20 protein-coding genes are annotated in these 20917 nt (G+C 71.2%); all 20 read right to left on the bottom strand.

Going from position 1 to position 20917, the window contains the following annotated elements; all coding sequences use genetic code 11:
- Positions 1-26: 26 nt before the first annotated feature.
- On the bottom strand, positions 27-350 hold the full coding sequence (locus BUE43_RS13385) for a hypothetical protein (protein WP_073482947.1): 324 nt from the start codon (positions 348-350) through the stop codon (positions 27-29).
- A gap of 59 nt (positions 351-409) precedes the next feature.
- The gene (locus tag BUE43_RS33440; RefSeq protein WP_073482945.1) at positions 410-3145 is read right to left on the bottom strand and encodes a hypothetical protein; all 2736 of its coding nucleotides are present in this window, start codon (positions 3143-3145) and stop codon (positions 410-412) included.
- A 3-nt stretch (positions 3146-3148) separates the two neighbouring features.
- Entirely contained in the window at positions 3149-4393 is a 1245-nt protein-coding gene (locus tag BUE43_RS13375) for a hypothetical protein (protein WP_073482943.1), read from the bottom strand.
- Between the two features lie 28 nt (positions 4394-4421).
- A complete protein-coding gene (locus BUE43_RS13370) occupies positions 4422-5387 on the bottom strand; it encodes a hypothetical protein (protein WP_143174147.1) in 966 nt (321 codons plus the stop codon).
- Between the two features lie 13 nt (positions 5388-5400).
- Complete coding sequence (locus tag BUE43_RS13365; protein WP_073482940.1) at positions 5401-6630, bottom strand: hypothetical protein; 1230 nt, start codon at positions 6628-6630, stop codon at positions 5401-5403.
- Entirely contained in the window at positions 6627-7661 is a 1035-nt protein-coding gene (locus BUE43_RS13360; RefSeq protein WP_073482938.1) for a hypothetical protein, read from the bottom strand. Before BUE43_RS13360 ends, BUE43_RS13365 begins: the two co-directional genes overlap by 4 nt.
- Positions 7662-7670: 9 nt before the next feature.
- Entirely contained in the window at positions 7671-8921 is a 1251-nt protein-coding gene (locus BUE43_RS13355; protein WP_143174146.1) for a hypothetical protein, read from the bottom strand.
- Between the two features lie 238 nt (positions 8922-9159).
- Positions 9160-11142 (bottom strand): putative baseplate assembly protein, encoded by a 1983-nt coding sequence (locus BUE43_RS13350; RefSeq protein WP_073482935.1) that lies wholly within the window; start codon positions 11140-11142, stop codon positions 9160-9162.
- Entirely contained in the window at positions 11139-11561 is a 423-nt protein-coding gene (locus tag BUE43_RS13345) for a GPW/gp25 family protein (RefSeq protein WP_073482933.1), read from the bottom strand. Before BUE43_RS13345 ends, BUE43_RS13350 begins: the two co-directional genes overlap by 4 nt.
- 6 nt (positions 11562-11567) lie before the next feature.
- The gene (locus BUE43_RS13340; RefSeq protein WP_073482931.1) at positions 11568-11957 is read right to left on the bottom strand and encodes a PAAR domain-containing protein; all 390 of its coding nucleotides are present in this window, start codon (positions 11955-11957) and stop codon (positions 11568-11570) included.
- Positions 11958-12013: 56 nt separating this feature from the next.
- Positions 12014-12661 carry a phage baseplate assembly protein V gene (locus BUE43_RS13335; protein ID WP_073482929.1) on the bottom strand — a complete coding sequence of 216 codons (648 nt, stop codon included), beginning with the start codon at positions 12659-12661 and terminating at the stop codon, positions 12014-12016.
- Between the two features lie 11 nt (positions 12662-12672).
- The gene (locus tag BUE43_RS13330; protein WP_073482927.1) at positions 12673-13758 is read right to left on the bottom strand and encodes a phage late control D family protein; all 1086 of its coding nucleotides are present in this window, start codon (positions 13756-13758) and stop codon (positions 12673-12675) included.
- Positions 13755-14435, bottom strand: coding sequence for a CIS tube protein (locus BUE43_RS13325; protein WP_083959652.1), 681 nt, complete (start codon positions 14433-14435; stop codon positions 13755-13757). Before BUE43_RS13325 ends, BUE43_RS13330 begins: the two co-directional genes overlap by 4 nt.
- A gap of 62 nt (positions 14436-14497) precedes the next feature.
- A complete protein-coding gene (locus BUE43_RS13320; RefSeq protein WP_073482925.1) occupies positions 14498-14692 on the bottom strand; it encodes a hypothetical protein in 195 nt (64 codons plus the stop codon).
- A 6-nt stretch (positions 14693-14698) separates the two neighbouring features.
- Complete coding sequence (locus BUE43_RS13315; protein ID WP_200797500.1) at positions 14699-15139, bottom strand: phage tail protein; 441 nt, start codon at positions 15137-15139, stop codon at positions 14699-14701.
- Positions 15132-16868, bottom strand: coding sequence for a phage tail sheath family protein (locus BUE43_RS13310; protein ID WP_073482923.1), 1737 nt, complete (start codon positions 16866-16868; stop codon positions 15132-15134). Before BUE43_RS13310 ends, BUE43_RS13315 begins: the two co-directional genes overlap by 8 nt.
- Positions 16865-17314, bottom strand: a complete 450-nt coding sequence (locus tag BUE43_RS13305; RefSeq protein WP_073482921.1) for a phage tail protein — start codon at positions 17312-17314, stop codon at positions 16865-16867. Before BUE43_RS13305 ends, BUE43_RS13310 begins: the two co-directional genes overlap by 4 nt.
- Before the next feature lie 28 nt (positions 17315-17342).
- Complete coding sequence (locus BUE43_RS13300; RefSeq protein ID WP_073482919.1) at positions 17343-18929, bottom strand: phage tail sheath family protein; 1587 nt, start codon at positions 18927-18929, stop codon at positions 17343-17345.
- A 9-nt stretch (positions 18930-18938) separates the two neighbouring features.
- Entirely contained in the window at positions 18939-19637 is a 699-nt protein-coding gene (locus tag BUE43_RS13295; protein WP_073482917.1) for a Pvc16 family protein, read from the bottom strand.
- Positions 19634-20818 (bottom strand): hypothetical protein, encoded by a 1185-nt coding sequence (locus BUE43_RS13290; RefSeq protein WP_073482915.1) that lies wholly within the window; start codon positions 20816-20818, stop codon positions 19634-19636. Before BUE43_RS13290 ends, BUE43_RS13295 begins: the two co-directional genes overlap by 4 nt.
- Positions 20819-20917 lie beyond the last annotated feature (99 nt).

The raw sequence follows: 20917 nt of genomic DNA, 5'->3' as shown, positions 1-20917 counted from the left end.
GGCGCGGTCCTCCTTCTGCTGGCAGGTCACTCAAGCGAGAATCCGACGGCGACGAAGCTGAAGCCCCTGGCCAGCGGGTGGCCGTTGGGCGCGCCCGTCTGGATGCGGAACCCGCGCTCCGTCACGCCCAGGACGACCAGGTTCGCCAGGGTGTTCACGATCGTCACGGTCGCGGGGTCATCCGGGTAGAGCTGGGTCGCGGTGACGGCTGGGGGTTCCCGGAAATACGCGCCGTTCACGAACAGGACGTCCAGCATCCCGGTGCGGTTCTCGATCGCCTGGACGAGGAAACCCTCGCCCCGCGTCTCCCCCGTCGCGGTGACGGTCCCGAAGATGATCTGCTGTCCCATGGCCGCCTACCCTGCTTCCTCTGAACGGGGACTGGTGCTGTCGTGGTGGCCGGTCTCGGTCATGCCGCCTCCAACCGGTAGGTCACGGCTCGCCCGTCGAGCCAGGGCACGGTGGTGAGCGGAGCGTCGTAGCCCGCGAGTCGCACGACCACGTCCAGCGGGCCGGGTGCGAGCTCGACGACCAACTCCCGTTCGGACAGCCGGACCCGCCCCGGTCGGCGCGCGAAGTGGGCGACCAGGTAGGGCACGCTCGATCCGGCGAACCGCCCCAGCCACCGCGCCCAGGCCCGCACCACGGCGACCGCGAGCACGCCGAGCGTCCGGTCCGCCTCAAAGCGGCCGAGTCGGCCCTCCGCCAGGGCGGCGCCGCTGTCGAGCTGGTCCGGGGCGTCGATGACGTGTTGCGCCACAAGGGCTTCGACCACAGCGTCGCCAAGCGCGACGCACTCCTCCTCGGGGAGGTCCAGCCAGGGCTGGAGCAGTTCCTCGACGTCGCCGGCCGGCGTTCCGGCGAAGGCCACCACGGCGGGGTCGTGGGGTGGCGCCCCGGTGAGTCGGGTGGCGAGGGCGAGCAGCGTGGCGGTCAGCAGGTGCCCGAGCCCGACGCGGGTGAGGATGCCGGGGAGGCGGAGGTCCAGGACGGCCCGGAGGAGGAGAAGCACGCCCGCGCACGGGCTGTCCGACGCGTCGGCGGTGGTCGACGTCCTGGCCGACAGCAGGGCCGCGACCAGCTTGTCCTCCTCGCTCGCTCGCGGTTGCGGGGGTTGCGGATGTCGGCTTCCCTCAGGAGCGGACGATTGTCCACTGAGGACGTCTCTTGTAGACAGTTCTGGCGGTGCCAACCGATGTGGGTGACGATCCACCGCCACAGGCACGGGTGCTTCGGCGCTCGTTGCCTCTCCCCCGCTGACCTGTCGCGGCCGTGGTCGCGAGTCCGGCTCTCCGCACTCCGCTGTCCGCGTCCTCGGGTACGTCGTCCTGGCCGACGCCACCAGTGTCTCGGTCCACCTTCGCATGAGGTGGGTCACGGCGTCCTCGGCGGAGGCGCTCGACGTCGTGCCCGGGTGTCGAGTCGCGAGGGCCGCCCGGAGCAGGAGCACCGAGTAGGGGCCCGGTCCGGCCGCCGCGAGGCGGGTGCGGAGCTCCACCGCACCCGGTTCGGCGGTGACGAGGTTCAGCAGTGCCCGGAGCACAGCCGTCTCCTCCGGGCCGATCGGCGCGTTCTCCCGTTTCGGGTCGGGCTTCTCCTGGGTCGTCGTCGCCACGCTGTCGTCCGTTCCTGGTGTGTTGGGTCCTGGTCCGTCACTGCTCAGGGCACGATCCGAAGCGAGGGAAACACCGCCGAACAACGGGATGTGCGTTCTGGAGGCGCGTCGCCACACGTCGGGGATCGCGGAGTCCGTGACTCCTGTCGGATCAAGGCTCCCGGACAGGCGGGACATCTCGTTCGCCGGCGACCGGCCGACGTGCGGGAGCAGGTCGGGTTCCGGGAACGGGAACGTGGTGCTGCTCGTTTCCGCACGGGACGTGGGACCACGAATCGCTCGACGGGCCAACTCGGACCAGGTGAGCTCTCCACGGGTCAGTGCGACCGCCCATCGCTCGGGGATACCGAGACCGAGGAGGACACGGACCAACTCACCCACGTCCACCTTCCCGCTCCGCGCGATCGCGACCAGGTCCGCGGTCACGGAGCCCCACTGCGCCTCCCACACCGCGTCAGGGCTCCAGAGAGAAGGCGTGCCGGCCGGGGCCAACAGCGGAGCACGCCCCACGACCAGTCCACCAGGATCGAGTGGAACGCGGGTTCCAGCCGGCCGACACCGGAACTTCCCGCTGCGGTGCGGAAAACTCGGGGCGCGCTGCCCGTCATCCTGTGCCGATGGCGATCTCTCCAGCCGGAATGGCGCATGGCGTCGCTCGCGCAGGCGTGTTTCCAGGAGCGGCAGGTTGAGCCACTCCAGTTCGGCGCGCAGCGAAGCCGGGATCTCTCGCGGTGGCAGGCGCACGGCACCGGTCTCGGCCAGATGCGACAGGAGGTCGGCCACGTCCTCGGTCAGCGAGTCCGGGTTTCGCCAGTCGGGCGGTGTCGAGGATTGCCGACGCCAGGTGGCAGCCAGTGCCGGCTGAGGTCCGTTGGTCCACAAGGAACAGGCGTCGGATACGCGCAGTGCGACGGCGACCAGGGCGTCGTCGGTCGTGGACGGCCCGGCCAAGATCGAGGGGGACTCGACCCTTCTATCCACAGTGGACAGGGAAAGTGCGGCGACTTCCGCCAACACGTCGCTTCCCACCGCGTCCAGGACCTCGGGCAGTGCGCCGCGCCGGTACAGCGCGGCGAGCACGGGAAGGAGGTCGTGCGCCGGTATCGCCTGGCGTACCACCACGCCGACCGGGGCGCGGTGGAACCGGGCCAGCGGACGGTGGTACCACTCGTTCCCGGCCGATCCCCGGACGTGGGCGAGCAGGTAGGAGGCGAGATAGGCGGCCTCGTCGGGGAAGCGGACGACGTTGTCGGAGTCCCGACCGGCTCGGGTGAGCGCGGCGACGACGGCGGACCCGAGTTGCCGCGCCCACTGGCGTGGCAGGTTCGGTTCCCTGGTGTCGAGCCGCACGTCGGCGACCAGGTCGCGGATCAGGTACACGGCCGGGTCCGCGCCGAGGACCGGGGCGAGTTCGGCTTCCAGCGCGGCGGCGAGATCTGTCCGGACCATCCGGTGAATCCGCTCGGGAAGGGCGGGATCGGTGGCGGTGGCCAGGTATTCGCAGTGCAGTGTCGTGATCTGGGCGTCCACCGGTCACGCTCCCGGGTCCCTGCGCCCGTGTTGGCCGACGACCTCCGCCAGGACCTGGGCCGCCGCCGGGTGTCGCGCCCTCAGCAGCTCGACGAGCCGCGGAATGAGTTCGGGGCACGCCCCGAACATGTCGGCGATGCCTTCGGAAAGCGACACCTCAGGTGGCGCGGGTGGCACGGCGTCCGGCCCCTCTCGCGTGCCTCCCACTCCCCCTTCCAGCTTGCCGTTCACCACCAACGTGCCGTGGACGGTCACGGTGTTGTCCGCCCCGATCGACAGGAGCGGGGCGAAACAGTTCTTCTCGGTCGACCACGCGCCGACCACCAGGGCGCTCTTGCGGTCGTCAGGTAGTTCGACGCGGAGCTCCTGCCTGTTGGTCGCGGCTTCCTTCGCCGTGTACACCTTCCACGGGAGCTGAGTGGTGGGGGTGACCTCCGAAGCGGGGAAGGCCAGTGCGCCGCCGTCGACCCTGATCTCGCCGGCGACCGTCATCCCCTTCGGGAACCGTGTTCCGTTCTCACTGACGGCGAGGAGTTCCTGGTCCTTGTCCTCCTTGCGGAGGATGACCCCGAAGTCGCGTTTCGGGTCGGTCCCGGTGGGGGTGAGATCCAGGCGCACGGTGCCGTCCGGGTGGCAGACCGAGCCCGCGCGCACCCCCACGTAGCGACGACAGCTGTAGTCGATCTCGAAGAAGTGGGTGGTCTGCCCGCCCGCCATCACGCGGGCGAGCAGAACCGGCCACTTGGCGGCCTCGTCGGGCGAGGGGTGGACGGGGCCGAACTTCCGGTCGCCCTCGGGAACCGCCGGCGGCTCGTCCGGTTTGGGCGGCCCGTGCGCGGGAGTGACCAGAACCCGTGGCTCCTCCACCCAGCGGTAGTAGTTCGACCACGGGACGTCCTTCTGCGGGCAGGTGGCGTACCCGGGAGGCGCGGGATCGACCGCGTAGCAGTAGTAGTACAGCCAGACGTCGTAGGTCCGCACCTCGTCGGCGCTGGGCTGGATCGGCACGTCCGCCCGCGACAGCAGGACGAGCTCCCGCCCGTAGCCGTCGATGGCGAACCCCGGCTGCACCGAGAGCTTGTCCCGCTCAGCCAGGAGTTCCAGGCCGGTGACGACTCCCCAGGTGTGGCCGGCGAGGTTGTGCCGACGGCGCATGCGCACGTGGTAGTCCTGCTCGGCCTGGAAGTCCTCCAGCCGCAGGTACTGGCCGTCCGAGTAGCTCACCCGCTTGATGCGGTCCTCGTCCACAGTGTCCTCCGCGGGAGACGGGGCAGGGTCAGGGGTTCTCCTGGAGCTGCCACTCGCTGACGCCGCATCCGTGGCAGAGCTGACGGGTCGGCAGCACGCCGAGGACATTCGCCACCACGCGGGCCGGCCCACTCGCCCCGACGTCGATGGTGTCCGTGACCAGGGCGGTCCCGTTCGGTGGGAGTTTCGGTCTGGTTCCGAGGAGTTTGGTCACCGCTCCGTTGGCCAGGGCCACCGTCACCACGACCGACGCCTCCGGAACGGGCAGCGGCCCGGCGTTCGTGATCGTCACCGTGACGTCCAGCGTGTTCTTCTTGCTCTGCGCGGGCTGGACGGTCACCCGGAGAGCGTTCTCCGGCGTCGCGGTGCCCGGCGGCGAGTTGAGGACGATCATCCCCTGGACCTTGAGCGTTCCGCCGACAGCGGTGACACCACCGGCGTTGACGCTGAGCACCGGAACGCGGGCACCTCCGGAGTCGACGGTTCGCACACTGACCTGGTTCGGATCCAGGACCCCTTCCGCCAACGGTGTCGGCAGTTCGATGCGCCACTGAGGATTCGGTGGCGCGCTGTCGTCGTCTCCCCCGCTCCTTCTGAGCCGGTACCAGCACCAGGGCTGGGAACCCGAGGGCGCCGCCTGACACTCACCGAAGGAGAACGGCCCCTGACCCCCCAGCTCAAGTCCGCTCGTGACCACAGATCCCGTCATCGCGCAGTTCTGGTCCGCGCCCAGGCTGAGTCGGCGCGCGGGACCTCCGGTGCTGGGAACGTCGACCGCGAACGCGACACCAGCCTTCGCCCTGCCGATCAGGACGGTGGCGCCGGTGGGAGAAAGCACGTTCGCCGCGACCACCGCGGCGTGCGGGTGCACGTCCTCGTCGTGCTCGGCGCGCGCCTCCGCCCGGTAGTGCCGCTCGCCCTCCCAGGTGGCCGCGTCCAACGTCTGCCCCTCCACGTACCGGGGCCGGTCATGCCGTGGGGCTGGTAGTGACACGTCGTCCCTCCTGTCAGAGGCTGGTGACACCCACGATCCACCGCCGTTGCGGGACCTGGGGAAGCTGCGACTGGAAGTAGCTGAGGCGGACGAGCGCGCCCTTCTTCGCACGCAGCGGCTCCTTGAGCATCTCCTTGAGCTTCGTGTTGCTGTCCGGAACCCACTCGACCCACTCCGACACCGTGATGCCGCGTTGGCCCAGCAGCGGATCGACCTCGTCCACGTCCGCGCCGACGATCTCAGTCAGGTTCGTCTCGCCCTGGGGAGCCGGGCTCACGGAACGACCGAACACCGTGCGGTAGGGCTCCGTGGTTCTGATGTCCTGCACCGCCCACGGACTCTGCTCGTCGGGACGGGTCAGCCAGACGCGGCCCAGTCGGACGTCACCGATCTGTTCGGCGGGAACGGGTCCGCGCACGAGGCCGTCGAGGCGGTCGAGGGTGATCCACAGGAGCAGCTCCAGGCAGTTCCGGTCGGTCATCTCGGCTTTCTCCACGGCCGCGACGAGAAAGGAGTGCCGCTGGGGTGGTGGGGACAGCAGTGCTCGGAGCCACTTCCTGCGGTCGTCGGGAGTTCTCGTGCCGGGGAACCCGTCGTCGACGGACTTCTGGAGTGGCTGGACGGCATCGCAGTAGCTCTTCTGCCACGCCGTCCAGTCGGCAGGGTCCTCCGGGTTCCCCGTCACCGGGGTCGCCTCGAGGCAGAACTTCTCGGCCATGCGGGAGTTGTCGCACTGCCCACCGCCCTGGCCGCCATCGCCGTTCACCGAACCGCACTGACTGTCCTGTGTGGAGCGTGTGCCGGGCGCGCGCAGCCCCTTGACCGGCCGGTACCCCTCCTCCGCGTAGCGGAGCACGAGGTCGACGACGCAGGACAGGCCGGTCGTGCAGACCGAGCTGAGATCCTTGGTGAGATCCTTCACCTCCGCCTTGGGCACGACCACGTCGTCCCCGTTGGGGGTCACCGCGCAGCCGGGAGCCACGCTGATCTTCGCTGCCTCGGCGGCCGACAGGTGGAGTCCCCTGACCACACCCCAGCCCTGCCGGAGCGTGGCCAGCCAGAGCCTGTCCTGGACCCAGGTCACGAGCGCGGTCAGGTCGTCCTCGGTCAGCATCTGACCGGCGAAGAACAGGGGGCGCGCGAGTTCGTGGAGCGTCCTCGCCACCGGCTTCCCCTGCGACGGGTCCTCGTCATCGGTGGGGTTGGGGGTGGCGGAAGTGCTCGGGGTTGTCATGTCCGTCATGTCCGTCGCTCCTCGCCGCCAGCGCGGCCGCCGCCGATCACGAGCCAGCTCCGGAAGTCGCCGCCCGGCGCTCCGTTGCCGCTGGGAAGTCGTCCCAGCAGGAAGGTGCCGTCCACCGCGCACCCGCGTTCGTCCTCCAGGAAGTCGCAGCACAGGGTCACGTGGATCACGGTTCCCGGCTTGAGCTGGTGGAGGAACTCCGGGTCCCACTCGTAGCTGGCGCTCTGCCGGGTGCTCTGGTCGAGCCGCGGTGGACCGCGGAAGGGGACGGGTTTCCGCGCCTCCTTCGGATCAGTGGAGTACTCGACCAGGAAGGTCCACTGGTTCACGCCCCGGCCCGCATCCGTCGACTCGCGGAGCGGACGCTCGAAGTCCACGCGCAGTTCCGGCACGGGGTTCCAGTCGCCTCCGTGAGTCCAGTTGATCCGGGTGATGCGGGTCAACGTCGTGGACAACGGGGTGGGGACCGGCTCGATGTCGTAGTTCCCGTTGCCCTTGGGCACGATCCGGGCGAGGGGCACCAGTTGCTCGTCCGTGGTGTCCAGGTCGGCCAGACTCAGCACGACCGCGTCCCGGTACCGGTTGTACTGCTTCGCCTCCGCGTCGGCGGCCCCGTCGTAGAAGGCGGGGACCTCCTCCGCGAGTTGCTGGTCGAACTTCGCGCAGAGCAGGAAGGGCTTGTCCCGCGACGGCTGGTCCCCGCAGGCGGACGGCCCCAGCGGCAGGCAGACCGGCTTCCTGGCGGCGAGCACGAGTTCGCGCCCCAGGCGGTCGATGGCCCACCCCGGCTCCACCACCGCCCAGTTCCTGCACTCACCCCTGGGGTGGTGCGTCACCGCCATCCCCTGGACGACACCCCAGCCGTGGAACACGCGGTTGTGCAGGCGAAGCCGGCTGAGCAGGTAGTCGGTGTCGGCGGCGAAGTCCTTGGCCGTCATGAACTTGCCGGTGAAGTAGACGTTGCGGTCGGTGAGCGGCGGCGGGACCTGGGGTGGGGGGCCGCCGAGATGTCCGCTGTGGTCGAGGGACATGCCAGCTCCTCAGATCGTCGCGCACGGGTCGGCGGCCGGTGTCCGCGGTGGTGTGTCACCCCGGGGTCCTCCCACGAGCTCGGGCGCGACCGCCGTGTCGACGCCGACGGTCGACTGCGTCTGCACGCGGAGCCCCGGGCCGGTCCAGCACAGCTCGTACTGGGTGGCCGCGGGCCGCTCCGCGTCCAGCAACCGGCGGACGGCCTGCTCCAGGCCCGGTCTCGCCTTCCACGCCGCCGGGAGGTACACGCGGAAGCGCTGCCCCACGGCGTTGGTGCTGGCGGCCATGTCGCTGGTGGGGTCGCCGACGCCCACCAGCTTGGCCTTTCCCAGTTGGGAGTACTGGCCGATCCGGAGGCGGCCGACCATCGCCTCGCTCCACAGGTGGAGCGGTCTGCCCAGTGTGGACTGTCCCGGGATGCTCAGTGCCAGCCACGCCCCTTGGCCGACCTTTCCCTCCACCACCCGGGGGAAGCCGGTTCCCGCGACGCGGATGCCGAACTGGGAGCGGAGCAACGCGGAGATCAGGGCGTGGACGGCGTACGGGGTTCCCTCTCTCCGCCGCACGTCGAGGTTGGCTCGCACCCATCGCCGTGCGTCGACGATGCCGCCCACGTGGCCCCTGCCGGGATCAGCACCGCCAGGATCGATGGCGCCGGGATCGATGCCGCTGAGGTCGATGCCGAACCAGGTGGCCAGCAGCCGGAGCATGGCGAAGGAGGGCACCGACTCCGGCGCGTAGAGCGCGGGCAGGCGGGTGACCGTGTCGGACAGCTCGTCCCACATCCCCAACAACGACGCGAGGAAGCGGTCGAGGAAGTCGCGGCTGTCCGGGTCGGAGCGGTAGACCTCCGGCAGGAAGTCCAGATGGGACGCGCGCGGGTAGTGCGCGCGAAGCGCGTGGACGCGCGGGGTGCACCACCCGGGGCCGCGAAGGTTCAGCCGCACGGCGAGGTACCGGCCCGGGCGGCTGCGGACCGGCCAGTCGAGCGTGGCGCGCGTGGCTCCTCGCCCCGTGGGGACCGCCTGGCCGGTCTGCTCTCCGCTCCGGCTCCACTCGACCAACGCGTTGGGGTCGGGCGGCTCGTCGAAGGTGGTGGTGTCGACGACCACCGCCGTGCCGGGCGGGAGCCGGACGTCCAGCGCGACGCGGTCCCATCCGCAGCGGTAGACCCGGCTGTCGAGGAGAAGGCTGGTCCACTGTCCACTGTGGACGTATGTTCGGCGGAGCCCGGGTCGCGTGGTTGTCAGCACGGTCATGGCGCTGACCACCCGCCTCGTTCGGCTGGGGCGACGGGGACGCACTCCTCCGGTGAGACGGAGGTTGTGGCGGGCGGTGATCCCGTCGCTCGTTCGCGTGCGCCAGCCGGTCCGGCCGTCCAACAACCAGTGCGTGGGTCGCTGTGGTCGCACCGCGCCTCCTCCGCCGATTCTCCCGACGTCCCGCCCGGTCACTGTCCTGCTGGTCACTGTCCTGCCTGAACACTGCCCTGCCTGGTCACGGACATGTCTGGTTGAGCCCCGTCGTGATGTTGTGCCTGCCGTGCGTGACGAGTTGGTGGGGCGCGAGACGGATCGGTTTGAGCAGGTCGCCCACGGGCTCGCCGCCGACGGACACGGACAGGCGCTGGACCGTGAGCACCCCGGGCACCGACGCGAGCAGTCCCGACAACCGGGCGGGCAGGAACCACTGCTGGAACCGGGCCCGTCGGCGGTCGCCGTCCCGCTGGAGCGGAGCGAGGAAGGAGTCCACTGTGGACTCCGCGCGCCGGCGCACCACGTCGCCGCGGTCGTGCCGCTCCACGAGCAGGGCGGCCTCCACCGCGACCTCGACGAAGCCGGGAGCCCGCACGTAGAGCTCGGTGGCCACCAGCCGGCGCGGTTCGAGCTCCGCGCAGACCGCGGCGACCAGGTCGTGGCCGGGCTTGGGCTGGGCGTCGTCGGTGTCGGCGACGACGACCACGGTCACCGCGCCCGGGACCTTCTCCCCCGGGTGTTCGGGGTGGGCCAGGGGCAGGGCGACGGCGTCGGCCACGCCGGGCACGGCGCGGGCCAGGGCCGCGTAGTCCGCCGCGGTGACGGCCCGGTTCTGGTGCCGCAGCAGCGCGGGGGCCTCCCGCCTCAGGTCGGCCAGCGACTGCTGGTCGGCTCCGCCGGTGGCCGGTCGGAGGTTGGTGGCCGCGTCGACACCGGGCAGTTCGGACAGCAACGTGGTGATCGCCCCGGCCGGGACGTTCCCGGCCGCCCCACCGCCGTGGCGGTAGGCGACGGCGATGATCTCCGCGTCCACCGGGGGAATCCGGCCCCGCCGACCGTCCCCGAAGGACACCGCGCCGGTGGCGACGTCCACTGTGTAGTGACGGTCTCCCGGCCGCGAGGCCAGGAAGTCGTCGACCCGCCGCCAGGGGGCCGGCGACGTGGTGGCCGGGTCGAGATCTCGCTCCGGGTCGACGCGGACCTCGATCTCGACGCTGCCGGCCGCGACCGGGGAGTGCAGCAGCCGGTAGGACTCGTCGGGGTGCCCCTCGCTCTGCCCGAGCAGCTCGTCCCGCACGGTGACGAGGTTGTGGACCGGGACCGTGTTCGGCGTGACGGCCTCGATCTCCGGTTCCCGGCCCTTCGGGTAGCGCCCGCCGGCGAGCCGGCACCGCAGCCAGTACCGCGGTCCGATCCCCTCGACCGCCCGCGTCGGCCGGATCGCCTCCGGGCCCGTCACCGCGAGGTAGCCCTCGACGGTGAGCTGGGCCGTCGCGTCGGTCAGGACGGGCAGCGGACGCCACCAGCTCTCGTCCGCCCGCCCCCAGTACTCCCACACCAGCCGCACGTCCGGGTCGGACTGGGCGCCCGAGGAGGAGCAGCTCCGCGCGAGGCCGGAGCGGGCCGAGGGCGGCAGGGTCACGTGGAGGCCCAGCCGGGCGGGGAAGCGGCCGGCGGCGTCATCGGGCGCTCCGGGTGGTGGCGAGAAGCCGAGGTACAGGGCGTTGCCGACGCGGGGAACCCAACCCAGGGGCCGGAACGCGCCGGGCTGGCGGACGCCCTCGGTCAGGACGGCGACGTGACTGGACCCGTCGACCACGACCACGTCGGTGAGCGCGTGCGGGACGAGCGCGCACTCCTCGTCGCTCTCGAAGACCACCAGGGCGTCGCCGGCACCGGTCGCGGCGACCTGGGTGCCCGCCGGCACCACGACCCGCTCGGCCTGGGGGTTGGCGGTGAAGGTCACCTCGGCGTGCGCGGGCAGGGCGGGCCGCGGCCGCAAACCCACCAGCTCCAGGAACTTCAGGGAGGCGCGGTCCGGGATCTGGTTGAGCTCGTAGAGCATCGTCTCGGTCAGCCACGCGAACAGCTCGACCAGGGTGACCCCGGGGTCGCTGGGGTTGAGGTCCGTCCACTCCGGACAGAACCGCCGGATGCGGCGGTGTGCCTCGGCGACCAGGTCGGCGTAGGTCCGCCGGTCCAGCTTGGGTATCTCCAGCGTCACACCGCGCTCCCTCCCACGCCGGTGGCCGCGCCCTCGCTCAGGAAGAAGGGGTAGACCACGTTGTGCGTGGTGTTGTCGGAGCGGAGGCGGTAGCTGACGCGGACCAGCAGGCAGTCCCGCGTGTCCGCCGGGGCCTCGGTGGCCACGTCGAGCACGTCGACGCGGGGCTCCCACAGGGTCAGCGCTGTCCGCACCTTCTCGGCGACGACGCCGTGCAGCAGCACGGTGTTGGGTTCGAAGAGCAGGTCGTGGATGCCGCACCCGAAGTCGGGCCGCATCTGCCGCTCACCGAGCCGGGTGGACAGGACGAGCAGGATGCTCTGCCGCACCTTCTCCGCCCCGGCGGCCCCGCGCAGCCCCCCGCCGGGTCCGGGCCGGACCGGGAAGGCCAGCCCCCGGCCGAGGATGTCGCCCTCCACGTCGCCTCACCCGCCGATCCGCACCGTGCTGACGGCGATCACCCGGCCGACCGGGAGGTCGACGGGGTCGTTGCAGGTCATGACGAGGTCGCCGGCGCGTGCCGCGGGTTTGCCGTTGATGCGGACGGTGAGGCTGCCGAGGATGACCCGACCCTGGTTCGTGGGCGGCTTGACGAACGTGCCGCCCTGCGGGATGTGCGGCGGGATGTTGGTCGCCGTGCTGCCGAGGACCGCCGCCGGGCGTCGTTCGATCCGCACGTTCCGGGAGAGCTGCCCGAGCAGCATCCCGTTGAACGGGTGCGGAACCGGGACGGGTGGCGCGGTGCCCGGCGGCTGGATCAGGTGCGTGTCCAGCGCGGTCACCCGGTCGCCGAGCTTGGCCGCGGGCTTGCCCATGGATCGGTCCCCTCTCGCGTTCGCCTGGCGCGTGGTGGTTTCCTCGGTGGGCGGCCTCAGTTGATGTCCACTGTGGCCCCCCGGATGGTCAGGCCGGTGCCGGCGGACAACGACAGCCCGAGCCGGGAGTTGACCTTGACGGAGGTGGCGGCGCCGATCTCCACGGTGCGCTCGCCCTCGACCTTGACGGTGGTCCTCGCGTCGAGCTCGATCGCCTTGGCCGACAACCGGATGGTGCCCGCCGGCGCGGAGATCTCGACATCGCCCTCGGTGGCCTCGACGCGGATCCTGCGGCGCGCGCTGTCGATGGTCACCCGTCGTTTCGCGCTCCGGTCAACGATCTCGATCTTCTCCTTGCCCCTGGTGTCGTCGAAGCGGATCACGTGGCCGCTGCGGGAGGTGATGAACCGCCAGTTGTTCTCCGCCGGCTTGCCGTCGTCCGGGGGCGGCGGGTCCGGCGCGCTCCACACCCCGCCGAGCACGTAGGGCGCGCGGGGGTCGCCCTGGAGGAAGCCGACCAGCACCTCGTCGCCCTTCTCCGGCCGGAACACCGCGCCCCGGTGCTTGCCGGCCATCAGGGTGACCAGGCGGGCCCAGTCGCTGCGGGCGTCGCCCAGTTCCGGGTAGCTCACCTTGACCCGGCCCAGTTTCTCCGGGTCGTTGAGGTCGACGACGACGCCGACGAGCAGGCCGTGGTCCGCCATGTGCTGTCCCCTCAACTCTCGCGCCGGCACTCGAAGGTGGTCCGGTAGCCGGCGTCGTTCTGGACGTGCCGGGTGCCGGTCACGAAGTAGGTTCCGTCGAAGCGCCGGCCCAGGCCGTCGATCCGCAGCTTGCAGCCGGCACGGAGGTCGGGCAGGCCGACGGTGGACCCGCTGGCCTGGATCATGTCGTGGGCGATGTCGCGCAACCGGTCCTGGGCGATCCGGTTCGCCTCCTGCTCGTTGGCCACCACCGCGGAGGTGACCTCGACCCGTTGGGCGAAGGCGCGTTCGACCTCCTGGTCGGTGTGCGCGCCGACGTCGGCGCGCCGCGCCGTCGCCCTGATCGGTTTCTTCAACCGCCGGTCCCACGCCTGGACGACGACCTCGCTCACCTGGCGGGCGGTGCTCAGGCTGGGCTCGAACTCCAGCAGGGACCGCCCCCAGGTCAGCCGGTGGGCGACCCGGCGCAGGCTCGCCGACGGCTCGAAGTGCAGCACGCTCCTGCCGGTTCGCTGGTCCTCGTCGACCCACAGGTCGTACCCGGTCCTGCGGGCGCGTTCGAGCAGGAAGACGATGTCGTACTCGTTGTCCTGCAACAGGTACGGGTAGGGCTGTTCGTTCCTCGGCGCGGTGTGGACGCGAACGCCGAGCCGGTCGCCGATCTGCTTCGCGATCTGGCTGTCGGTCTTCTTCTCGTACACCACCGTCTGTTGCCGGTCGCGGAAGCGGTGCAGCACGTTGAGCGCGGTGACGGCGAGGGTGGGTTGGCCGTTGGCGGGGAAGCTGGGCCGCAGCGAGGTGATCTCGCCGGTCATCAGCCGGGTCAGCCCGGAGCCACCCCGGTACCCCATCCACAGCTCCAACTTCTGCCCGGGGAGGAACGTGGAGCCGTCGCTGTACTTGAAGGTCCGCTTGCGGGCGTCCCAGTTGTTGACGGTGAACGAGAAGCTGTCGATCTGGCCGAGCCCGTCGGCGTAGCTGACGTCGATCACGTCGTGCAGCACGTCCCCGGGCATCCGCCGTCCCGGCGGGTTCACCTCGAAGGCCGGGACGTAGAAGTCCTGGCCCGGGTAGATGGGCTGCGCGGAGGTGCTCACGGCGCGTTCCCCGGCGCCAGCGGCGGAATCTCCAGCACGGTGCCCGGGCGCGGCCGACGCGGGTCCACGCCGGGGTTGCGGTCGGCGATCGCCCGCCAGGCGCCGGGGTCGTCGTACTCCCTGGCCGCGATCGTGGCCAGGGTCTCCCCCCGCCGCACCGCCCGGACCTTGGTGTGGTCCGGGGACTGGAGTTTCAGCTCCGCGAGCTGCTGCTCCAACGTCTTGTACTCGCGCAGGGACAGCGTCACGGTGGCGCGCAGGGGAATGCCGCTCGGGCTGAACAGCGTGAACCGCTGCTGGACCTGCTCGGCGATCGCGGTGAAGGACAGGCCCTTGCCCCAGGTGAGCCGGAACCGGGGTGGGGCGTGGGTCGCCGGCTGGATCTTGACGAGCTGGTAGACCTGCCGGGTCAGGGTCCGCACGTCGGTGGCCTTCTCCCCCATGCCGTCGGCGGTGGTGTCGAACAGCAGCTCCAGCGTCAGCCGCTCGTCCTGGCCGCGGACGAACTGCAGGACGGGCGAGTCGACGCCGGGGATGCCGATCTCGGCGAGCTGCGCGCCCTTGACCAGGGTGTAGTCGGTGGGGTTGAACTGGGCGACGAACCGGTCGGACAGCCCGCGGGCCCGGTCGACCGCGGCCTTGTCCAGCACCTCGAAATGGATCTTGGTCAGGCTCATCGGGTTCTCCTCACCGAATCCTCACCGGGTCCCTCGTCGCCGGATCCCTCGTCACCGGGTCCTCACCGGGTGATCGGGTGCGGCGACGCCGCGTCCCGGCGGGGCGCGGTCTCCTCGGCCAACCGCGCCGCCTCGCGCTGGTCCCTGGCCAGCCGGGCGCGGACCAGCTCCACGAGTTCGTCGAGTTGCGCCCTGGTCCACGGCGTTGCCCCGTCGAGGTGGACCCGGCTGGTCAGGTTCTCGATGTGCAGCGGCATCCGGTGTCAGCTCCTCCGCTCCAGGCCCTCGTGGGCGAGCTCGATCGTCTCGACCGCCACCTGGTTCCGGGTGGCGTCCAGCTCCGGACCGGCCCAGGTCACCGGGAACGCGCGGCGGAAGTGCCAGGAGGCCACCACCCGGCTCCCGTCGGGGTCGCGCAGCAGGATGGTGCCGTTGCGCCGCCGGACCAGTCCCTTGGTCAGCTCGCCGTACCAGTCCCACAGCACCCGGTCGGCCACCCCGCGGCGGAGCTGGATGTTGCTCTGCCTGGTCCGCACGGGCAGCTTGTGCACGTGAGTGTTGACGCCGCCCTCGGCGTAGTCCTGGACCTCGGTCTCCACCCGCAGCCCGCCGCACTCGCTGAACCCGGCCACGGTGATCTCGTCGACCCGGACCTCGAACCGGAACGCGACGAACGGGTACCTCGACCGGCCCAGCTCAACCACGGCCGCTCCCCGGCTCCTCGACCTGCACGCCGGCCGGGGTGCGCACCACCCTGAGCACCACGAACTCCGCCGGCGCCGGCGGGTTGACCCCGACCAGGCAGGTCAGCCGGCCCTCCGCGAGCTCGCGCTCGGGGTTGACCGCGGCGTCGCACCGCACCTGGTAGGCCTCCTCGCGGGTGCCCCCCGCCAGCCGCCCGGACCGCCAGACCTCCTCCAGGACCCCGCTGACCACCCGCTCCAGCTCGCCGCGCAGGTCGGGCGAGTTCGGCTCGAACACCGTCCACGCGGTGTCGACGGTGATCTGCTTCTCCAGGGCGAGCACGAGCCGCCGCACGCTGAGGTGCCGCCACTCGGAGTCGGAGTCGGCCAGCGTGCGCGCGCCCAGCACGCGCACTCCCCTGGCCGAGCGGATCACGTTGATCCCCTTGCTGTTCAGCGACCCGTGGACGTCGTCGTCCACAGTGGACGTCGTGTCGACGGCGAGCCGGAGGGCCTCGCCGGCCGGGGCCCGGTGCACGCCCGCCGTCCGGTCCGTTCGCGCGCACAGCCCGGCGACGTGGCCGCTGGGGGGCACGGCCACGGTGGCGGTCCCCCCGGTTCTCGGGTCCAGCACGACCAACCAGGGGTGGTAGAGGGCGCCGAAGGAGCTGTGGAACTGGCGGCGCCAGGCCACCACGTCGTGCGGCGTGATCACCGTCCCGCACGCCGGCGCCGGGGGCGCGTCCAGGAGGGCCACCCGGTCGGCGCGGCGTTCGCAGTGGCGCAGCACGGCCTGGTGCAGCCCGGCGGTCTCCTGAGCGGTGAACCGGACCGGCGCGTCCCCTCCGTCCACTGTGGACCCACCGTCCACCGTCAATCCGCCGTCCACTGAGGACTTTCCTGGCGCTGTGGGCCGTTCGGTCGCTGGCACGGCCGTCGCGCACGGGTCCCGCGGCCTGCGCGGCCGACGCGCGGGCGTCGTGGGGCGGGGCCAGCAGTCGGGCACGCTGACCAGCGCCACGTCGTCGACGCTCGTGAGCGCGCCGACCCCCCAGTTCTCCGCCTCCGACGCGAAGTGCTCGGGGCGCAGGGCGGACAACCCGTCGACGCCACCGGTGAGCCAGCCGCGCACCGGGAGCGGGGGCGGCGCGCCCTCGGGCGGGCGGGTCCAGGACGCGGTGACCAGGCGGGACCCGGTCACCGGGTCGTTGAGCGCCCGCTCGGGGTCCCGGCCGGACACGGCCTCCGCCCGCGCCGCCAACCCGTGCCACACCTCGACCACCTCGCCGAACCGGAGGGTGAGGGTGAACCGCTCCGGGCCGACCGGGCCCACCCGGTACTCGACCCGGTTCCCCCAGCCGCCGGGGCTGCTCGCCCGCAGCGCCAGTCCGGCGATCCCGTCGGCGCCGGGCAGGGCCGCGCCGGCCGGGGCGGCGGTCGCCGGGTCCGCCACCCGCACCACCCAGCACTGGTTGCCGCCGTTGGCGAAGAACCCCTCCACCGCGTAGGCGAGGTAGGCGTGCGCCAGGTGCGCGCCGAAGACGCCCCGGAACTGGTCCCAGCCGTCCACCCGCACCGCCCGGTGCAGCGGTCCCCGCTCGGCGATCCCGACGAAGCCCGCGATGTCCGTCCGCACCGCCACCCGGGCCTGCGGCGCGGCGTCGAGCCGTTCCAGGCGCACGCCGGGCGCCCGGTGGGTGCCCAGCGGGGCCTCCCTGGTGGGGGCGGACCGCCGGGCCTCGGTGCTCACTTGGCCCCCTGTTCGAGTTCCAGGCTCTCGACGGCCAGCACCAGTTCCTCCACGGCCACCTCGTTGGTGGTGCCGCTGAGCGTGGGCGCCGCGTACCTGCGGGGCCAGGCGTTGGTGAACTTCCAGCGCAGCGCGGGCTTTCCCGCCTCGTCGTTGAGCACGATGTGCCCGCTGCGGCGCACCACCTTCCCCTGGAGCACCGCCCGCCGCCACTCCCACAGCTCGCGGTTGGTGGTGTAGCCGCGTTTCAGCGTGATGTCGCCGAACTTCTTCAGCCCGGGGATCTTCACGACCGCCGCGTCCATGTTGCCCTCGCGGTACTCGATCACGTCCTGCTCGGTGTTGGCGCCGCTGCACTCGGAGAACCCGTGTGAGCCCGACAGCCCGTCGATGTCGAGGGTGAAGTTGAACGCGGCGTACGGATCGTTGCGCTGTCCGGTGGGCATCGCCGTTCCTTCCTCGCTGCCGCCCGGATCAGGCGGCGGCCTCGACCGTCTTCTGCGAGAAGCGCAGGATCACGAACTCCGCCGGCCGCACCGGCGCCATGCCGACCAGGCAGATCAGCCGACCGTTGTTGATGTCGTCCTCGGTCATCGTCGAGCGGTCGCAGCGCACGAAGTACGCCTCCTGCTTGCTGCCGCCCATCAGCGCGCCGTCCCGCCAGACGCGTTCCAGGAAGGTGTCGACGGTGCGCCGCACCCGCGCCCAGGTGGGTTCGGAGTTCGGTTCGAAGACCACCCACTGGAGTCCCTTGTCGACGGACTCCTCGACGAAGGTGAACAGCCGGCGGACGTTGATGTAGCGCCACTCCGCGTTGTCGGAGATGGTGCGCGCGCCCCAGACCCGCACGCCGCGCCCGGTCGACCGGAAGTCGCGGATCACGTTGATGCCCAACGGGTTGAGGATCGCCTGCTGCCCCTGGCCCACCGTGAACTCCAGCGGCCCCTCGCCGGGCCGGATGTCGCTGGTGAGGATGCCGCGCACCTCGTAGTTGGCCGGCGCCTTGTGCACGCCGCGGGTGGTGTCGTTGAAGGCGTAGACACCGGCGACGAACCCGCTCGGCGGGACGAGCACCGCCTGCCGGCTGGTGGGGTCCAGGACGCGCAGGTGCGGGTAGTAGATGGCGGCGTGCTCGGACCGGGACGGCACCTGGCTCGCGGCGTTCGCGGTGATGTTGGCCTGGCCGGGCTCGACGTCCAGGATCGCGAACCGGTCGTGCAGGTCGCGGCACTGCTGGAGCATCTTGTCGACCACCGTGGTCCGGTCGGCCTTGTTCGGCAGCAGCACGGTGTTGACGGCGTCGGGGACCGCCAGGATGGCGACCTCGTCGATCGTGCCGATCGCCCCCAGCCCGGTGAACTTGTCGGGCGTGCGGTCCTTGGTGCCCTCGAACTCCTCGGCGGTCAACGGGTCCTCGCCGTCGCCGCCGTCGGCGAGCGCCTTGGGCTCGGGTTGTTCGGGGATGGTCGGCACACCGGGAGTGGGCGTGGGCCACTCCAGCGCCACCAGGTACGACGACGCGTTGACCACGGTGCTGGCGAACCGGCTGTCCTGGGGGTCCGCGCTCAGGTCGTCGAACTCCTCGGTGACGTCCGGGGGGTACTTGCGCAGGTCCAGCGGCGGCTCGACCACGCGGTCCCGGTAGTAGTAGATCGTGAGCCGGAACTTCTTCTCGCCGCCCATGCTGGACTTGCTGACCTGGACCCAGATCCGGTTGCCGTGGGCGCCGGGGCCGACCGCGCGGACCTTCGGCGCGCCGTCGCCGTCGAGGGTGATCTCGGCCCGGGTCGCGTTCTTCCGCGTGATCCTGGCGATGTAGACCCGCTGTCCGCCGTTGGCGAAGAAACCCTGGACCGACAGGGGAAGCACGGACACCCGTGGCGGAACGACGTCTCCGTACCTGCGCTGGTACTCCAACCAGGACGTGACGAGGGTGGGCTGGAGGGGACCGCGCTCGGTCAACCCGACGAAGCCGGCGGTGCTGGTCCCCACCCCCTCGATGGGCACGACGTCGCCACGGACCTCCTCGACGTAGGTGCCGGGAGCGAGGTACTCGGGCATCAGGTCTCCTCAGGCAGTTGTCGTGGTGCTGTCGGAGCTGTCGTTGCTGTCAGTGCCAGTTCTGCCAGTTCTGCGAGTTCTGCCAGTTCTGCCGGTGTTCTCGGGGATGTCGGGGATGTCGGGTGGCGCCGGGACGCGGGTGGTGTACGTCGCCGTCGCCTCCCAGACGACCGGGTGCTCCTCGAACCGGGTGCTGTCGATCCGGACCACCCGGGCCAGGTAGCTCACCGACAGCCGGTAGGGCTCGTGCAGCGCCTCCCAGATCCGGGTGAGGTCGCCCAGCTCCGGCCGGCCGAGGAGGACCTGGATCTCGTCGACCACCTCGTCGTCCCGGTCGTCGATCCGGAGGACGCCGTTGTCGTTGAGGATCTGCATCGTGCGGCCCAACAGGATCTGGTCGCTCCACGCGGAGCCGGTCATCGGGGTGACCAGGTAGTGCAGGTCCAGCGCGAGGGGCGGGAACTGGCGCCGGGTCGACCCCACGCCGTGCGCGGCGGGGTGGTTGCGCACGAACTCGTCCTCACTGACCCGGTACAGCCACAGGGACACCTTGTTGGCGGCGTCCTTCGCGGCGCGGGCCGGGTCGTCGAGGACGATCTCCGACTCGCTCAGCACCACCCCGCGCAGCACCGGGTCGTCCCGACAGGCGTGGAAGATCAGTTGCTGGAGCGTGCTGGTGACGGCGTACAGGGCGAGGGCGCCGCTCACGGCGTCGCTCCGCCCTCCTCACCCAGCCCAGCCAGTTCCTCATCGATCTTCGTCATCCGCCGGTCGGTCTCGCTGATCTTCTCTCGCAGCTCGGCCTGCCGGTCCTCGTCCGTCGTCGCGTGCAGCTGGCCTTCCAGCTCGCGCTTCCGCTCCTCGGTGGTCACGCGCTCCTGGCGCAGCTCCTTGCGCCGCTGGTCGCGATCCCGGCGCTCGGTGTCTCCCGGTGGGGGTTGATCACCGGACTTCGCCGGCGTCTCCTGCTGGGCGGGTCCGCCGGCCGCGTCTCCCGACGGCGTCGCGGCCCCCGGCTCCTCGCCGGCGCGCGTCCGCGTCTCTTTGGCCTGCTTCTCCTTCCAGCGGCGCCGCACCTCACCGAGCGGATCGGTGCGCCACCCGCTCGGCTTGCCGTCGAGGAGAATCGTGAGCCGCTCCACGTCCGCCTCGTGCTTGCGGCACTCCTCGTTCTTGGCCCACACGTCCTTCTGCGCCTTGTACACCACGCCCCACTGCTCGATGAGGTCGACGCAGAAGTAGTCGGGCTCCGGGTACGCCTGGACCAGCCAGTCGTGACGGCGCAGGATCTCCTTGCAGTGCAGGTACGCCTCGACCGCGTCGTTCTTCGCCATGGCGTCGTGCATGCCCTTGCGCAGTTGCTCCAGTTCGGTCAGCGGGACCTTCGAGTTCGACTCGGTCGCGAGCATGTCCCGGAGCTTGGCCTTCTCCGCCGTGAGCTTCTCGTCGGCCTTGCGCTTGTGCGACTGCGCGACCTGGAGGCTGAACCGCGCACCCTCCAGGTCGCACGCCTTGTCCCTGACGTCCTGCCCGAACTTCTCGACCAGCTCGTACAGCTCGTGCGCCTTGTCGTTCCCCAGCAGCTCCTGCACCTTCTTGGCGAGGCAGTGCAGCTTCTTGTGGGCGTCGCAGTGCGCCTGCTCGACCCGGGTCCGCGGATTGGCGATCCGGTAGCTGTCGCAGGCCTTCTTGATCTCGTCGCGGCTCTTCCCGAGATCGGTGATGGCGACCCCGATGTCCTTCAGGTCGGACTGGAGACCGGTGACGATCACCTTGTCCTTGGCCTCCCGCTCCCGCAACTTCTGGAGCTCGGTCTCGGGATCGACACTCGGCGGAGGAGGTGGCGGACAGGGATGCGGTTTGTTCGCGGCCTGCGCGGTTTCGGTCATCGTCGTCTCCCATGCCGTGACGGAGATCCTCCCCGTCCACCTAACGTCTCCTCCGCCGCCAGGAGCAATGCATCCTCGGATCTGTTCCCGGGTCGACCC

The organism is Streptoalloteichus hindustanus (genome assembly GCF_900129375.1).
Lineage (GTDB): Bacteria > Actinomycetota > Actinomycetes > Mycobacteriales > Pseudonocardiaceae > Streptoalloteichus > Streptoalloteichus hindustanus.
This window is presented reverse-complemented; position numbering and strand designations above follow the sequence as displayed.

What these genes read in the sequence shown, in the direction of transcription:
- BUE43_RS13385 (WP_073482947.1), bottom strand. Translation starts at nt 350, where the DNA reads ATGGGACAGCAGATCATCTTCGGGACCGTCACCGCGACGGGGGAGACG.
- BUE43_RS13365 (WP_073482940.1), bottom strand. Translation starts at nt 6,630, where the DNA reads ATGACGGACATGACAACCCCGAGCACTTCCGCCACCCCCAACCCCACC.
- BUE43_RS13360 (WP_073482938.1), bottom strand. Translation starts at nt 7,661, where the DNA reads ATGTCCCTCGACCACAGCGGACATCTCGGCGGCCCCCCACCCCAGGTC.
- BUE43_RS13355 (WP_143174146.1), bottom strand. Translation starts at nt 8,921, where the DNA reads ATGACCGTGCTGACAACCACGCGACCCGGGCTCCGCCGAACATACGTC.
- BUE43_RS13340 (WP_073482931.1), bottom strand. Translation starts at nt 11,957, where the DNA reads ATGGGCAAGCCCGCGGCCAAGCTCGGCGACCGGGTGACCGCGCTGGAC.
- BUE43_RS13335 (WP_073482929.1), bottom strand. Translation starts at nt 12,661, where the DNA reads ATGGCGGACCACGGCCTGCTCGTCGGCGTCGTCGTCGACCTCAACGAC.
- BUE43_RS13325 (WP_083959652.1), bottom strand. Translation starts at nt 14,435, where the DNA reads ATGAGCCTGACCAAGATCCATTTCGAGGTGCTGGACAAGGCCGCGGTC.
- BUE43_RS13320 (WP_073482925.1), bottom strand. Translation starts at nt 14,692, where the DNA reads ATGCCGCTGCACATCGAGAACCTGACCAGCCGGGTCCACCTCGACGGG.
- BUE43_RS13305 (WP_073482921.1), bottom strand. Translation starts at nt 17,314, where the DNA reads ATGCCCACCGGACAGCGCAACGATCCGTACGCCGCGTTCAACTTCACC.
- BUE43_RS13300 (WP_073482919.1), bottom strand. Translation starts at nt 18,929, where the DNA reads ATGCCCGAGTACCTCGCTCCCGGCACCTACGTCGAGGAGGTCCGTGGC.
- BUE43_RS13290 (WP_073482915.1), bottom strand. Translation starts at nt 20,818, where the DNA reads ATGACCGAAACCGCGCAGGCCGCGAACAAACCGCATCCCTGTCCGCCA.